14 protein-coding genes are annotated in these 14,030 nt (G+C 70.4%); 3 read left to right on the top strand and 11 right to left on the bottom strand.

All coding sequences use genetic code 11. The features are described 5' to 3' along the window. Window positions 1-264: EamA family transporter (locus IZR01_RS41245; protein ID WP_194927012.1), on the top strand; the 264-nt coding region annotated here is incomplete at its 5' end. Between the two features lie 18 nt (window positions 265-282). On the opposite strand, the gene IZR01_RS41250 is transcribed toward IZR01_RS41245, so the two are convergent. Further along, window positions 283-903, bottom strand: coding sequence for a response regulator (locus IZR01_RS41250; protein ID WP_194896514.1), 621 nt, complete (start codon window positions 901-903; stop codon window positions 283-285). Beyond that, window positions 900-4,265 carry a HAMP domain-containing protein gene (locus tag IZR01_RS41255; protein WP_438939717.1) on the bottom strand — a complete coding sequence of 1,122 codons (3,366 nt, stop codon included), beginning with the start codon at window positions 4,263-4,265 and terminating at the stop codon, window positions 900-902. Before IZR01_RS41255 ends, IZR01_RS41250 begins: the two co-directional genes overlap by 4 nt. 204 nt (window positions 4,266-4,469) lie before the next feature. On the opposite strand from IZR01_RS41255, the gene IZR01_RS41260 reads away from it, so the two are divergent. Continuing rightward, window positions 4,470-5,753, top strand: coding sequence for a PP2C family protein-serine/threonine phosphatase (locus IZR01_RS41260; RefSeq protein ID WP_194896516.1), 1,284 nt, complete (start codon window positions 4,470-4,472; stop codon window positions 5,751-5,753). A gap of 120 nt (window positions 5,754-5,873) precedes the next feature. Here IZR01_RS41260 and IZR01_RS41265 read toward each other — a convergent pair whose 3' ends face one another. From IZR01_RS41265 to IZR01_RS41295, 7 genes are all read right to left on the bottom strand, one after another. Further along, the gene (locus IZR01_RS41265; protein WP_194927013.1) at window positions 5,874-6,851 is read right to left on the bottom strand and encodes a hypothetical protein; all 978 of its coding nucleotides are present in this window, start codon (window positions 6,849-6,851) and stop codon (window positions 5,874-5,876) included. Window positions 6,852-6,873: 22 nt separating this feature from the next. Then, on the bottom strand, window positions 6,874-7,386 hold the full coding sequence (locus IZR01_RS41270) for a SigE family RNA polymerase sigma factor (protein ID WP_194896518.1): 513 nt from the start codon (window positions 7,384-7,386) through the stop codon (window positions 6,874-6,876). Window positions 7,387-7,454: 68 nt separating this feature from the next. Further along, complete coding sequence (locus tag IZR01_RS41275; protein WP_194896519.1) at window positions 7,455-8,726, bottom strand: SAM-dependent methyltransferase; 1,272 nt, start codon at window positions 8,724-8,726, stop codon at window positions 7,455-7,457. A 65-nt stretch (window positions 8,727-8,791) separates the two neighbouring features. Beyond that, complete coding sequence (locus IZR01_RS41280) at window positions 8,792-9,556, bottom strand: alpha/beta hydrolase (RefSeq protein ID WP_194896520.1); 765 nt, start codon at window positions 9,554-9,556, stop codon at window positions 8,792-8,794. A 63-nt stretch (window positions 9,557-9,619) separates the two neighbouring features. Then, entirely contained in the window at window positions 9,620-10,018 is a 399-nt protein-coding gene (locus tag IZR01_RS41285; protein ID WP_194927014.1) for a type II toxin-antitoxin system HicB family antitoxin, read from the bottom strand. Between the two features lie 169 nt (window positions 10,019-10,187). Continuing rightward, window positions 10,188-11,525, bottom strand: coding sequence for an NAD(P)/FAD-dependent oxidoreductase (locus IZR01_RS41290; RefSeq protein WP_194896522.1), 1,338 nt, complete (start codon window positions 11,523-11,525; stop codon window positions 10,188-10,190). 338 nt (window positions 11,526-11,863) lie between these two features. Further along, the gene (locus tag IZR01_RS41295; protein WP_194927015.1) at window positions 11,864-12,196 is read right to left on the bottom strand and encodes a hypothetical protein; all 333 of its coding nucleotides are present in this window, start codon (window positions 12,194-12,196) and stop codon (window positions 11,864-11,866) included. On the opposite strand from IZR01_RS41295, the gene IZR01_RS41300 reads away from it, so the two are divergent. After that, entirely contained in the window at window positions 12,189-12,416 is a 228-nt protein-coding gene (locus IZR01_RS41300; RefSeq protein ID WP_194927016.1) for a hypothetical protein, read from the top strand. The two genes, IZR01_RS41295 and IZR01_RS41300, sit on opposite strands and share 8 nt — an antisense overlap. Before the next feature lie 101 nt (window positions 12,417-12,517). Here IZR01_RS41300 and IZR01_RS41305 read toward each other — a convergent pair whose 3' ends face one another. Both IZR01_RS41305 and IZR01_RS41310 read right to left on the bottom strand, forming a co-directional pair. Continuing rightward, complete coding sequence (locus IZR01_RS41305) at window positions 12,518-13,474, bottom strand: Ppx/GppA phosphatase family protein (RefSeq protein ID WP_194896525.1); 957 nt, start codon at window positions 13,472-13,474, stop codon at window positions 12,518-12,520. A gap of 15 nt (window positions 13,475-13,489) precedes the next feature. Then, entirely contained in the window at window positions 13,490-13,957 is a 468-nt protein-coding gene (locus tag IZR01_RS41310; protein WP_194927017.1) for a DUF501 domain-containing protein, read from the bottom strand. Between the last annotated feature and the right edge of the window lie 73 nt (window positions 13,958-14,030).

The following is a 14,030-nucleotide window of genomic DNA, read 5'->3' on the forward strand; positions in this document are numbered from 1 at the left end:
GGGCTGCGCGTGGCGCTGGCCAGGCTGAGCCGCGGTGACGTGGTGCGCGGGGTGGTGGCTGGAGCGCTGTCGCTGCTGGCTTACGGACTCGTGTTGTGGGCCCAGACCCGCGGCGCGCTCGCGGCCGTGTCGGCGCTGCGCGAGACCAGCGTGATCTTCGGCGCGGCACTGGGATCGGTGTTCCTGCGCGAGCCGTTCGGGCGGTATCGGATCCTCGCCGCGCTGACGATCGCCGGTGGGATCTTGATTCTTGAGGCGGCGTAAGGCTTTACGGGCGAAGCCTTAAATCCGCACCGCGTCCAAAGCCGCCCGCATCCGCAGCACCCGCCGTTCCAGCCGCCCGACCGGTCCCTCGCGTCCGTTCTGGTCGATCAGCAGCGCCAGGGTGCCCTCGATCGCGCCGAGCCGGTTCGACAACTCGTCCAGCATCCGCGGGGTGACGCCGGCCTGCTCGCGCAGCATCTCCGCCTGCTCCTTCAGCTGGCGGTTCTTGCGGTGCAGCTCCGCGAACACGCCGACCTTCGCGCGCAGGACCCACGGGTCGAAGGGCTTCGTCAGGTAGTCCGCGGCGCCGGCGGCGTAGCCGCGCAGTGTCTGGTGCGGGCCGTCGCCGGCCGCGGTCAGGAAGATGATCGGGGTGTCGCGGGAGCGTTCGCGCAGGCGGACGTGCGCCGCGACCTCGAAGCCGTCCATGCCGGGCATGCGGACGTCCAGCAGGATCACCGCGAAGTCCTCGCGCAGCACCGCGCGCAGGGCCTGTTCGCCGGAGGAGGCGGTGATCAGTTCGTGGCCCAGGGATCCCAGGATCGACTCCAGCGCCAGCAGGTTCTCCGGGCGGTCGTCGACCAGCAGGATCTTGATGTCGGCGCCGGACGGGGCCGAGGCGCGGTGCGTGTCGTTCACGGGGTGGGCCCTCCTGCCGTGGGCTGGACGCCGGTCTCGGCGTCGAGCCAGCCTCGCATGACGGTCAGCAGGTGCGGGGTGTCCACGGGTTTGGTGACGTAGTCCGACGCCCCGGCCTCGATGGACTTCTCGCGGTCGCCGCGCATGGCCTTGGCGGTCAGCGCGATGATGGGCAGGTTCTTGTAGCGGTCGATCTCGCGGATCGCGGCCATCGTGGCGTAGCCGTCCATCTCCGGCATCATCACGTCCATCAGGACCAGCGCCACGTCGTCCGCGCGTTCCAGGGCCTCCAGGCCCGCGCGGCCGTTCTCGGCGTTCAGGACCGAGCAGCCGTGCTGTTCCAGGACCGAGGTGAGGGCGAAGACGTTGCGGATGTCGTCGTCGACGATGAGGATCTTCTCGCCGTCGAAGGTGATGTCTGAGCCGGCTGCGTAGAGCTCTGTAGAGGGCAGGTAGAGGTCCGGGTGCGGGCCCTGTACAGGGATCAGCGGCAGGGTCGGGGACGGTTCGGCGGCCAGGATCGCGGCCGGGATCGGGCTGGTGCCGTAGCCCAGGCTGGCCGTGCTGCCGAAGACCGCGCCGCCCTCCGGGCCCACCGCGTGGGGCAGGAACAGGGTGAAGGTCGAGCCCCGGCCGCGTTGGCTCTCGGCGCGGATGCCGCCGCCGAGGAGCTTGGCGATCTCCCGGCTGATGGACAGGCCCAGGCCGGTGCCGCCGTAGCGGCGGGAGGTGGTGCCGTCCTCCTGTTGGAAGGCCTCGAAGACGGTCTGGATCTTGTCGTCCACGATGCCGATGCCGGTGTCGGACACGGCGAAGGACACCGCGCGTCCCAGCGAGACCTCGTTGCTGTCCTCCGGGCCGCCCAACAGGATGTCGTCGGCGGTGTCCACGACCAGCTCCACGTGCCCGGTCTCGGTGAACTTCACCGAGTTCGACAGCAGGTTGCGAAGGACCTGCTGCAACCGCTGCTCGTCGGTGAACAGGTGCGCCGGGACCGAGGGGTGGACGCGCACCCGCAGCTCCAGGCCCTTCTGTTCGGTCTGCGGGCGGAACGTCGCCTCGACGTAGTCCACCAGCTGGCTGACCGCTATCCGGGCCGGCTGCACGTCCATCCGGCCGGCCTCGATCTTGCTCAGGTCCAGGATGTCGTTGATCAGCTGGAGCAGGTCGCTGCCCGCGCCGTGGATGGTCTCGGCGTACTCCACCTGCCGTTCGGTCAGGTTGCCCTCGGCGTTGTCGGCCATCAACCGGGCCAGGATCAGCAGGCTGTTCAGCGGGGTGCGCAGCTCGTGCGACATGTTCGCCAGGAACTCGGACTTGTAGCGCGAGGACATGGTGAGCTGGTTCGCCCGCTCCTCCAGTTCCTGCCGCGCCTGTTCGATCTCGGAGTTCTTGACCTCGATGTCCTGGTTCTGCCGGGCCAGCAGCTCGGCCTTCTCCTCCAGTTCGGCGTTGGAACGCCGCAGTTCCTTCTGCTGGTTCTGTAGCTCGTCGGTACGGGCCTTGAGTTCGTCGGCCAGCCGGCGGGACTCCCCGAGCAGTTCCTCGGTGCGGGTGTTGGCGGTGATGGTGTTGACCGTGACGCCGACCATCTCCATCAGCGACTCCAGCAGCGCCCGGTGCACCTCGTCGAAGCTGTGGAAGCTGGCCAGCTCGATGACCGCCATGACCTCGTTCTCGAACAGCACCGGCAGCACCGCGACCGAGGACGGCGGCGCCGAGCCCAGGCCGGAGGAGATGCGGATGTAGTCCACCGGGGCGTGCTGGATCATGATCGGCTTGCGTTCCACCGCGGCCTGGCCGACCAGGCCCTGGCCCAGCCGGAAGCGCGAGGTGACGTCGGGGGACTCGCGGTCCACGCCGTAGGACGCGATCAGGTTCAGCACCTTCGCGCCGGATTCCTTGCGGGCCAGGTAGAAGGCCCCGTACTGGGCGTTCACCAGCGGGGTCAGCTCGCTCATGATCATCGCGGAGACCGCGTCCAGGTCGCGCTGGCCCTGCATCATGCCGCTCATCCGGGCCAGGTTGGTGTTCAGCCAGTCCTGCTGGTCGTTCCGGCGCGTGGTCTCGCGCAGGTTGCCGATCATCTGGTTGATGTTGTTCTTCAGATCGGCGACCTCGCCCTTGGTCTCGACCGTGATCAGCCGGGTCAGGTCGCCGGCGGTGACCGCGGTGGCCACCTCGGCGATCGCCCGGACCTGGGTGGTCAGGTTGGAGGCGAGTTCGTTCACCGACTCGGTGAGGCGCTGCCAGGTCCCCGAGACGTCCTCGACCGTGGCCTGGCCGCCGAGCTTGCCCTCGGTGCCGACCTCGCGGGCGACGCGGGTGACCTCGGAGGCGAACGCCGAGAGCCGGTCGACCATGGTGTTCAGCGTGGTCTTCAGCTCCAGGATCTCCCCGCGCGCCTCGACGTCGATCCGCCGGGTCAGGTCGCCGTTCGCGACCGCGGTGGTCACCTGCGCGATGTTGCGGACCTGGCTGGTCAGGTTGTTCGCCATCGCGTTGACGTTGTCGGTGAGGTCCTTCCAGGTGCCGGCCACGCCGCGCACCGTGGCCTGCCCGCCCAGTTTGCCCTCGGTGCCGACCTCGCGGGCGACGCGGGTGACCTCGTCGGCGAAGGTGCCGAGCCGGTCCACCATCTTGTTCAGCGTGGTCTTCAGTTCCAGGATCTCGCCGCGGGCGTCGACGGTGATGGTCTGCGTCAGGTCGCCGGAGGCCACGGCTGTGGCCACCTGGGCGATGTTGCGCACCTGGGTGGTCAGGTTGTCGGCCATGGAGTTCACCGAGTCGGTGAGGTCCTTCCAGGTGCCGGCCACGCCGGGGACCCGGGCCTGGCCGCCCAGCCGGCCCTCGGTGCCGACCTCCAGCGACACCCGGGTGACCTCGTCGGCGAACCCCGAGAGCTGGTCCACCATCGTGTTGATGGTGTCCTTCAGCTCCAGCATCTCACCGGCCACCTCGACGGTGATCTTCTGGGTCAGGTCGCCCTGTGCCACCGCGGTGGTCACTCCCGCTATGTCCCGGACCTGAGCCGTCAGGTTGCGGGCCGCGGAGTTCACCGAGTCGGTGATGTCGCGCCAGATCCCCTCGGCGTGCGGAACCGTGGCCTGGCCGCCGAGGCGGCCCTCGGTGCCCAGCTCACGGGCCACCCGGATCACTTCGGAGGCGAACCCGGACAGCTGGCCGACCATCGCGTCGATGGTCTGGGCGAGTTCGGCCACCGGGCCGTCGACGATGTCCCCGGACAGCGCGATCTTGCGCGACAGGTCGCCTCGGGCCACCGCCTGGGCCACCTCCAGGATCGCTCCGAGCTGGCGGTCCAGCTCGGCGTCCGCCCTGGCATCCGATTGCAGCGTCATCACCGCGCCTCCTTGACGTGGGCGGCGGCCTGCACCGGGTGCGCGACGCTGAATGACTCTGGCGTGCTCGTGGAGTCACCCGACGTGCGGCGGCTGCCGCCCGGTGTTCTCTCGTTCTGACACAGTCTGGCAGATCGTTCGGGCGGAAACGGATGAACCATACGATTAGCCCGCGCAGACGCCCCGGCCGGGTTAGGCTCGAAGGCGATGGCCCAGCGCACCCCCCGTACGTCTCTTCCCCGAGACCGCCCCGAAGAAGCGGTCCGGCTCACCTTGCTTTCCCAAGCCGGCGAACTGCTCACCGGCACCCTGGACCGGCGCCGCCTCGCGGCCCTGGCCGCCCAGCTCATCGTGCCCAGGCTGGCCGACTGGGTGGCAATCTATCCCGCCGCGGATCACTCGAACGTGTCATCCCGATGGACGCCGGAACACATTTGGCACCGGGAAGAGCGCAGGTTGGACGCCTTGGGCGTGGCGCTGAAGGACTGGCAACCGCCGCTGCCCGGCGACAGTGGCAGGGCTCACATCCCGGGGATCGGCCAGAACGACTGGCCGGTGCCGGTGGCCTCCCCCTACGGCCAGGCGCTGCCGATCCCGCTCATCGCGCGCGGCGTGTCGCTGGGCACCCTGGTCCTGGGCGGCCCCGGCAAGGGCGGTTTCGCCGGGCCCACACTGCCGCTGGCGGTGGAGTTGGCGGCCCGGATCGCGGCGGCGCTGGACAACGCCCGGCAGTACGCCGAACAGGTGGAGATCATCCGGGGGCTGCAACGCTCGCTGCTGCCGCCCTCGCTGCCCACGGTCGGCGGCCTGGACATCGGCGTGGTCTACGAGGCCGCCTCCAACAGCGACGGCGTGCACGTCGGCGGCGACTTCTACGACGTGTTCCCGATCAGCCGGAAGGTCTGGGGCTTCGCGGTCGGCGACGTCTGCGGCACCGGCCCGGAGGCCGCCGCGCTGACCGGCCTGGCCCGGCACTCGCTGCGGCTGCTGGCCCGCGAGGGCCGCTCGCCGGTCTCGGTGGTCGAACGGCTGAACCAGGCGGTCCTGGAAGAGGGCGAACTGGCCGGCGACGCCGGGCGGTTCATCACCCTGCTGTACGGCGAGGTCGAACCCCGCCCCGACGGCTCGGCGCAGCTGGTGATGGTCTGCGCCGGCCACCCGCTGCCGCTGATCCTGCGCCAGGACGGCAGCGTCCGCGCCGCCGCGAACCCGCAAGCGCTGCTCGGCGTCCTGCCCGATCCGACGCTGTACGCCGAGGACGTCGAACTCGGCGTCGGCGAGGTGCTGCTGGTCTACACCGACGGCGCCAGCGAACGCCGCAACGGCCGGCAGATGCTGGGCGATGAGGGCGTGGCCGCGGCGCTGTCCGGCTGCTCGGGGATGACCGCGCCGGGGGTGGTGGCGCGGGTGCGGCAGGCGGTCGTGGACTTCGGGGACTCCGGGACGCGGGATGACCTGGCGCTGTTGGCTCTGCGGGCTTATAAGGGCTGAGGGAGCAAGCGACCCGGCCCGGGCACACAGGTGCGGTCCCGAGCCGGGGGGAACGTTCGGGACCGCTGCCGGCCTGAGCCGGTCATCTATAAGACGCCTGTGAGCCTCGGTTGGGTTGTGTTACGACAGGCCCTTGACATCCGGACCGCTCAGGGCGGCGGCGAGGGTGGCGGCGGTCCACGGCACCGGCTTCAGCGCGGCGCCGGGGACGTAATCCGGTCCCTTCGGCAGGCTCAGCATCGGAACCGGCGCGCCGTGGTCGTAGACGATGGCCGGGGCAGCGGCGACCACAACCGTCGAACCGTTGGGAAAGGTCCGGGCGGCCACCGTCATCGACTCGGCGCCCGCATCCAGCGAGTGCGTCGTCTCGATGAACGAGCCGTCGCTCTGGCGCTGCTTCTCACAGGGTGACCAGTCTTTCGGGGCCGCGTCGGGCGCCGTCTCGAACAGCCCGCCGCCCAGGCCGCACGGCGCGGTCGGCGCCGGAGTGCCGGGCCCGACCTGTGGGTTCAGCAGTTTGATGGTCACCATCCCCACCGGCTTCGACGGGTCGGAATCGGGTCCGAGCAGCGGTGGCTTGGTGACGCCCCGCGGAACCCAGTAGCCGGTGCCGCCGATCTCCACGGCGTGGACGCCGGCCGGCAGTGCGCCGACGACGAAGGGACCAGAGCCGCCCTCGGCCTGGATCCGCGCCCGGGTCGGATCCAGACCGAGCAGGATGTGGTCGATCGTGGTGGCGGCGGCCGCCGGGTACATCTGGGGGTCGGACCGGCTGGCACCGGTGCTGTATGTCCGCGAAAGGGTGAGGTAGTCGGTGAGGTTCGAGTACGTGGGGGACGGCCCGCCGGACGCCGACGAAAGGGTTCCGCCTCCTCCGCCGCCTGACCCGCCGCCGAGGCTGGTGAAAGCCGTCGCCGAGATCCCCACGATCGCTGCCGCGGCCAGGGTGCCGCTCAGCCGGAGCCGCGTCCGTCGGCCGGCGCTCACGCCGGCCGCGGCCACGGCGTCGGGGACCCAGTGTGGTTCCTGCTGACCGGTCCGCACACGGTCGAAGACACCGCGGGCCCAGTCGTCCTCTTGGATTTCTAGATCTGTCACGGGATCGTCCCTCATATCGAGATCAGTGTTCTGCTGGCGCGGACTCGAAGACCGTGCCCGCCAGGAGCGGGCGCAGTGCGGCGAGTCCCTTGGCGGCCTGGCTCTTGACGGTGCCCGCGGCGCACCCCAAGATCCCGGCCGTCTCCTGCACGCTCAGGTCCTCCCAGTAGCGCAGGACCAGGACCGCACGCTGCCGGGGCGGGATCCGGCGCAGCGCCGCGACCAGTACGTCGCGGTCCTCGCTGGGCTCGGTGCCCGGCGCCTCGAGATCCGGCAGGTACTCCGCCGGGGTCTCCCGCCGCCACTTCAGGCGGCGGGTGTCGAGGTAGGCGTGAAAGAGCGTTGTGCGCAGGTAGGCGTCGAAGGAGTCCTGGCGCCGGATCCGGCGCCAGTGCAGATGGACCTTGACGAATACGGTCTGCACCAGGTCCTCTGCCAGGTGCCAGTCTCCGGACATCAAGTAGGCGGTGCGCCGGAGCGCTCCGCCTTTGGCGGCGACGAGTTCGGCGAACTCCGCCTCGTAGGACCTGTCCATCCCCACCTCTTCCTGTACCTGCGCTGGCAGGAGTTATACGGAAGTCGGGGACGGTTGGGTTGCCCGGCTCAGCGTCTGGTGTAGGCCAACTGCGAGACCCCGATGTAGCCCGAGGAGAATCCGGCCTCGCAGTAGGCCAGGTAGAACCGCCAGGTCCGGCGGAACACCTCGTCGAAGCCGAGCGCGGCGACCCGCGGCCACTGCTCCTCGAACCGGTGCCGCCACGCGCGCAGGGTGCGGGCGTAGTCCAGGCCGAAGTCGCGGCGGGCGGCCAGCCGCAGCCCCGCGGTGTCGGCGGCGTAGTCGAGTTCGGGGATCGACGGGATCAGGCCGCCGGGGAAGATGTACTTGTGGATCCAGGAGTACGAGTCCTGGGTGGCGATCATCCGGTGGTGCGCCATGGTGATGGCCTGGATCGCGACCCGCCCGCCGGGGGCCAGATTGCGCTCGATGGCCTGGAAGTAGTCCGGCAGATAGCGGCGGCCGACCGCCTCGATCATCTCCACCGAGACCACCGCGTCGAACAGCCGTTCCTCGGCCACCTCGCGGTAGTCGGCCAGGCGCACCTCGATCCGGTCGGACAGGCCGGCCGCGGCGATGCGCCTGCGGGCCAGTTCCCGCTGTTCCTCCGAAAGGGTCACGGTCAGCACCGTGGCGCCGCGCTCGCCGGCCGCCTTGATCGCCAGCGAACCCCAGCCGGAGCCGATCTCCAGCACCCGCGTGCCCTTGCGGACCCCGGCCGCGTCCAGCATCGCGTCGATCTTGCGGAGCTGGGCGGCGTGCAGGTCGCCGGCGCCGTCGGCGTCCGCGACCGGGTCGAACAGCGCCGAGGAGTAGGTCATCGAGGGGTCGAGGAAGGCCTCGAACATTTCATTGGACAAGTCGTAGTGCGCGTGCGCGTTGTGCCGCGCCCCGCGCTCGTCGCCCTCGTGCTCGCGCGGGATGTGGTCGGCCGCCAGCCCGCGCAGCTTCTGGAGCGGCTTGGGGATCAGGCCCTCCAGCCGGGAGGCCAGTTCGGCCAGCAGGGCCACCAGCTCGTCGCCGGTGGCGGTGTCCCAGGCGCCGGTCTGATAGGCCTCGCCGAAGCCGATCAGGCCGTCGGCGCCCAGCCGGTTCAGGAACTCCTTCGGCCGCCGGACGCGCAGCACGGGGCCGCCGCCTCCGGGCACCCCGGCGCCGGCCAGGGCCAGCCCGTTCGGGGCGACCACGGTCACCGGGATTTCCTTGAGTGCGTGGGTGAAAAGGCGGCGCGCTATGCGCGCCCGGACCGGACGGTCCGGGACCCGGGCCAGGTCCGGCCAGCGGGCGGTGTCGATCAGCGGGATCGGCGGGTGCGTCATGGTTCTCGCTCCGAGATGGTGATCTGTCTCTGAACGCCTTCAGTAACGTAACACGCTCTTGATCGTTAAGCGCGGACTCGCCCGGCGGGGGTCAGGACCCGTTGTAAGCCCTCGGGCGCGGCCGCTTGGAAGGCCTCGGCGATCACGTCGGCGTAGCGGGGCGGCCGGGCTCCGGCCCCGTCCGCGGCGCCGTTCTGATCGAACAGGCATGTATGGCTGAACGCCAGGACCAGCCGATTCCAATCCCGGGCGCGGGAAAGAAGAGTGTGGCCGGAGCCCGGCAGGACGATCCGCGCCACGTCGTGGCCCTCGGCCCGGGCGCGCGCGGCGTACTCGAAGGACGAGCGCGGTGACGTGACGTGATCGCGGGTCCCGTGCGCGAGCAGCAGACGCCGCCCGGCCAGCTGCGCGGTCGGCTCCTCCGCCGGCAGCCAGGGCGCCAACCCCAGCACGCCGACCACCCCGGGCGCGTCCGCGGCGTTCACCACGGCCCGCCCGCCGAGCGAGTGCCCGGCCAGCACCGACGGCACGCCGCCGTACCGCTCGGCCAGCCGCGCGACCGCCCACCGCACATCCGGCACCGGCGCGCTCTCGGCCCCGTTCCACCCCTGATACCGGAAGCACATCGTGTGCACCGCCACCCCGCGCCCGGCCAGCATCGGGGCCACGGCGCGCGCGATCATCCGCACCCGGGTCACCGGCCCGCCCCGCCGCCGCGGCGCCTGATGCGAAACCTCTTTGCCGCCGTGCGTCAACAGCACGACGCCGACCACCTTGTCCGGGAGCTGATGGACCGGCGGGTCGAGGCGGGGTTCGGATTCCCTGCTCACGGGAGCGAGGGTACCGCTGAGAGGTTCGCGTTGCTAAGCATCGTCTCAACGGGCGGGTGGACGTCAGCTGTCTGTGAGGAGCTGGTATACGCGCTGTTTGCTGATGCCCAACAGGGCCGCCGCGTCGACCACTTTGACGCCGGCGGCCTTGAGCCGGCGCGCGGACTCCCGCAACGTCCGCTGTTCGGCCGCGGCCGCGGCGTCGCGGGCCGCGCGCGCTTGTGAGACTTCGTCTATCGAGTCCTCGGCGTGGCCGGGGAGGCGGACGTCCATCGTGACGGCGACCCGGTCCGCCGCGACGCCGAGCATCGTCGCGATCGCGTCCCGAGCCATGGCCCGCGCCTGCTCGTAGGTTCGGCCTTGGGTGTACACGCCGCGCAGATCGGGGACGGTGACGACCCACCAGTCACCATCCAGTTCGGCGATGGCACGGTAGGTCTCGGGGGCCGCCGGACTGGTCATTGACTCGCCTCCTTGATGATCTTCTCGGCTAAGAGCTCGGCGATCTCAGTGTGCCGTGGGATGGTCACCTGAACCGCTCCGACACGGTGGATGTCCCGCGAGCGAAAACCCCGAAGCCCGCCGGAGCAAAAGCTCCGACGGGCTCCGAACCGAAACCGAGCGGTGGGCCTCAGGCTGCCTTGCGCTGGTCGCCCGCGGCCTCGGCGAACTCGTCGCGCGGGCGCTCGATGGAGCCCAGGCCGACGGCCTCGCGGCGGAAGAACAGGGCCAGGGTCCAGTCGGCGATGACGCGGATCTTGCGGTTGAAGGTGGGGACCCGGCTCATGTGGTAGGTGCGGTGCATGAACCAGGCCGGCCAGCCGCGCAGCCGGATGTTGTAGACGTCGGCGACGCCCTTGTGCAGGCCGAGGGAGGCCACCGAGCCGACGTGCTTGTGCTTGTACTCGCGGGGCTCGAAGCCGCGGACGGCCGCCACCACGTTGTCCGCCAGCTGCTTGGCCTGCCGGACCGCGTGCTGCGCCGACGGGGAGCACCACTTGCCGGGGTTGGCCAGGTCCGGGACCTGCGCGCCGTCGCCGGCCGCCCAGACGTTGGTGAAGCCCTCGACCAGCAGGGTCGGGTCGGCCTTGACGTGGCCGCGCTCGCCCAGCGGGACGCCGAACTTCTGCACCACCGGGTTCGGCTTGACGCCGGCCGTCCACACGATCGTGGAGGCCACCATCTTGGTGCCGTCCGAGAGCTGCACCCGGCGGTTGACGCAGGACTCCAGGAAGGTGTTCAGCTTGACCTGGATTCCGCGCTTCTCCAGCTCGTGCACGGTGTACTCGCCGAGCGCCGGCCGCACCTCGGGCAGGATCCGACCGGAGCCCTCGACCATCACCCAGCGCATGTCCTCGGGCTCGATGTTGGGGTAGATCTTGCACGCGTCGCGGGCCATGTCCTCCAGCTCGGCGATCGCCTCGATGCCGGCGAAGCCGCCGCCGATGAAGACGAAGGTGAGCGCGCGGCGGCGGATCTTCTCGTCCTTGGTGGTGGCCGCGATGTCCATCTGGCCCAGGACGTGGTTGCGCAGCGCTATGGCCTCTTCGATCTGCTTGAAGCCGATGCCGTTCTCGGCCAGCCCGGGGATCGGCAGGGTGCGCGCGATCGAGCCGACCGCGATCACCACCTGGTCGAACTCCAGCTCGTAGGGGTCGCCGGCGATCGGCTCGATCGAGGCGACCTTGCGCTCGTGGTCGATGTCGGTGACCCGGGCGGTGAGCACCTCGGCGCGCTTGAGCACCGAGCGCAGCGGCACCACGACGTGCCGCGGGGACAGGGAGCCGGCCGCCGCTTCCGGCAGGAACGGCTGGTAGGTCATGTACGAACGCGGGTCGACGACCGTGACCAGCGCTTCGTCCTTGCCGAGCTTCTTGAGGACGCGGTGCGCCGTGTACATCCCGACGTACCCGCCGCCAACGATCAGAATCCGAGGGATCGCCTTGCCGTTCCCGCTCGCCTTGCCCACTTGATGCTCGCCTCCGCCGCCTAGTCCAAGGCCGCCGTCTCGACGCTCGATCTTCTTACTTTTCAAGCGTAGAGACGTTCAGAGCGTGCCCGGTGCGACGGGTGTTAACGGCAGATGTCGGCGGGAAGATTTGGGCGCATTTGGCGCCAGATGTGCCGGTGACGCTGGTCACATTGTGAGGAACATTACAGCTGCTCAGACACAGTGTCAGGTACTGAGACACATTCGACGTCGCGTAGAAGAATGCGTTCGACGAAGTGTAGAAGAAAACGCCGCCCGGGTAATACGAGCGGCGTTTCCCGATGGTTCCCGGCCCGTTCCCGCCCCCGCCCCCGGGCTCAGTTCCCGAACGGCCGGATCTGCTGGTCCGCCTGCGCGATGAAGGACTGGTCCATCTTCAGCGCCCAGCGCGGGTCCGACACGATCGCGTAGAGCTGGTCGTCGGTCAGCGGGCCGCTGCTCCACTCCACGACGTTGATCTGGAGGTGGTCCGGCCGTTCGATGGTGATCGAGTCGTTGTGCGTCATCGGGCCGTTGGCCGGCTCACCCGTGCCGTGGACGACGTAGACGATCGTCCCGTCGGAGAGCTTGCCCGCCGCGCAGTAGTCGACTTCGTACATTGGATTGCAGGTCGATTGCAGGCCCTGGCCGTCCAACTCACTCTTGTTCACCGAGACCGAGAACCTGGTCTTCCCCTGCGGCGTGCTCCAGGTCAAGGTGGTGTTCGCGTTGCTGCCGGGGGGTTCGGCGCCGCCGCCGAACCCGGACGCCGAGCCGGACCCGGTCTTGCGCAGGTCGTCCCGCAGGATCCAGGCGATGGCCTGGCCGTCCGCGGTCGCCGGGTCGGCCGGGGTCCCGGTCGCGGCCGGGGGCTTCCAGCCTGGTCCCTGATCGCCCGGTCCACCCCGACCCGCTTCCCTCGTGTGTGAGCCCGAAGGCCGCTGTCACAAGGAGGTATGCAGTGACAGCGGCCTTCGGATGCACTTCGCAGGTCAGGCGATGCTCGCGGCGATCCCGTCCAGGATGTCCCGCTCGCTGACCACGACTTCCGGCACGGTCAGGCTGGACGCCACCCGCTCCATGATCGCCAGCAGGATGAGCGCTCCGGCGCCGATCACGTCGGCGCGGCCGGGGTGGATCGCCGGGACCGCCTTGCGCTGCTCGGCGGTCAGGCCCAGCAGCCGGTCGGTGAGGTCCCGGATCCGGCCGAGCGAGAGATGCGACAGGTGGACGCGGGAGGAGTCGTACTCGGCCAGGTCCAGCGCGACCGCGCCGAGCGTGGTCACCGTGCCGGCCAGGCCGACCAGGGTGCGGGCCTCGTCCAGCGGCACCGCCTCGGCGGCTCGGTCGATCAGCTTCCCGATGTCCGCGCGCGCGGCTTTGACCTGGGCCTGGGTCGCGACCCCGGAGCTCTTCAGGTGCCGCTCGTACATCCGCACCGAGCCCATGTCGACGCTGCGGGCCGCGATCACCCCGCGCTCGCCGTCGCCGAGCACGAACTCCGTGGAGCCGCCGCCGATGTCGATGACCAGGTAGGGCGCCTGGTGCCGGTCGTGCGGCAGTTCGGTGGTGGCGCCGGCGAAGGAGAACCGGGCCTCCTCGTCGCCGCTGGCCACATACGGCTCGACGCCCAGGATGCCCTTCACGCCCTGGACGAACTCCCGCCGGTTCTCGGCGTCGCGGGTGGCGCTGGTGGCGACGAAGCGCAGCGGGATCGGCGTGCCGCCGCTGTGCCGCTCGATCAGGTCCTGGTACTCCAGGCAGGCGGCGAAGGTGCGTTCCAGCGCGGCCGGGGCCAGCCGGCCGGTGGCGTCCACGCCCTCGCCGAGGCGCACGATGCGCATCTCGCGCACCACGTCATCGGTTTTACCGGTCTTCTGGTGAACGTCCGCGATCAACAGCCTGATGGAGTTGGTGCCGCAGTCGATCGCGGCGACGCGCTTGGTCATGTCGTTCATGTTCCGCTATGCACCCGGTTCCACACAGGGTCCGGCCTTCCACCACTCCGGCAGCAGCGCCAGCGCTTCGTCGCCCAGCGGGTTCACCCCGGGGCCGGCGGCCAGGGCGTGGCCGATCAGGACGTGCAGGCACTTCACCCGGTCCGGCATGCCGCCGGCGGTCGGGAAGCCGTCCAGCACCTCGATGGCGTCGCGCCGGGTCCGGTAGTCGTCGTCGGCGGCCCGGTAGGCGGCGGCCAACTCCGGGTCGGTCTTCAGGCGCTCGGTCATCTCCCTCATGAGACCGGAGGCCTCCAGGGTGCCGATCGCCGAGGCCGCCTTCGGGCAGGTCAGGTAGAACAGCGTCGGGAACGGCGTGCCGTCGGGCAGCCGCGGCGCGGTCTCCACCACATCCGGGTTGCCGCACGGGCAGCGGTGCGCGACCTGGCGCACGCCGCGGGGCGTACGGCCCAGCTGGGCCTGCACGGCGGCCAGGTCGACCTGGTCGACCGGGGGCGGCGCGGCGGTGTCGGTGCTCGCGGCCGCTTCCGGGACGACGGGGGCGACG

The organism is Catenulispora pinisilvae, assembly GCF_015356865.1.
GTDB classification, from domain to species: Bacteria; Actinomycetota; Actinomycetes; order Streptomycetales; family Catenulisporaceae; genus Catenulispora; species Catenulispora pinisilvae.

Excerpts from the sequence above, each read along its gene's own strand:
- IZR01_RS41260 (WP_194896516.1), top strand. The coding sequence starts at position 4,470 with ATGGCCCAGCGCACCCCCCGTACGTCTCTTCCCCGAGACCGCCCCGAA.
- IZR01_RS41270 (WP_194896518.1), bottom strand. The coding sequence starts at position 7,386 with ATGGACAGGTCCTACGAGGCGGAGTTCGCCGAACTCGTCGCCGCCAAA.
- IZR01_RS41275 (WP_194896519.1), bottom strand. The coding sequence starts at position 8,726 with ATGACGCACCCGCCGATCCCGCTGATCGACACCGCCCGCTGGCCGGAC.
- IZR01_RS41285 (WP_194927014.1), bottom strand. The coding sequence starts at position 10,018 with ATGACCAGTCCGGCGGCCCCCGAGACCTACCGTGCCATCGCCGAACTG.
- IZR01_RS41305 (WP_194896525.1), bottom strand. The coding sequence starts at position 13,474 with ATGACCAAGCGCGTCGCCGCGATCGACTGCGGCACCAACTCCATCAGG.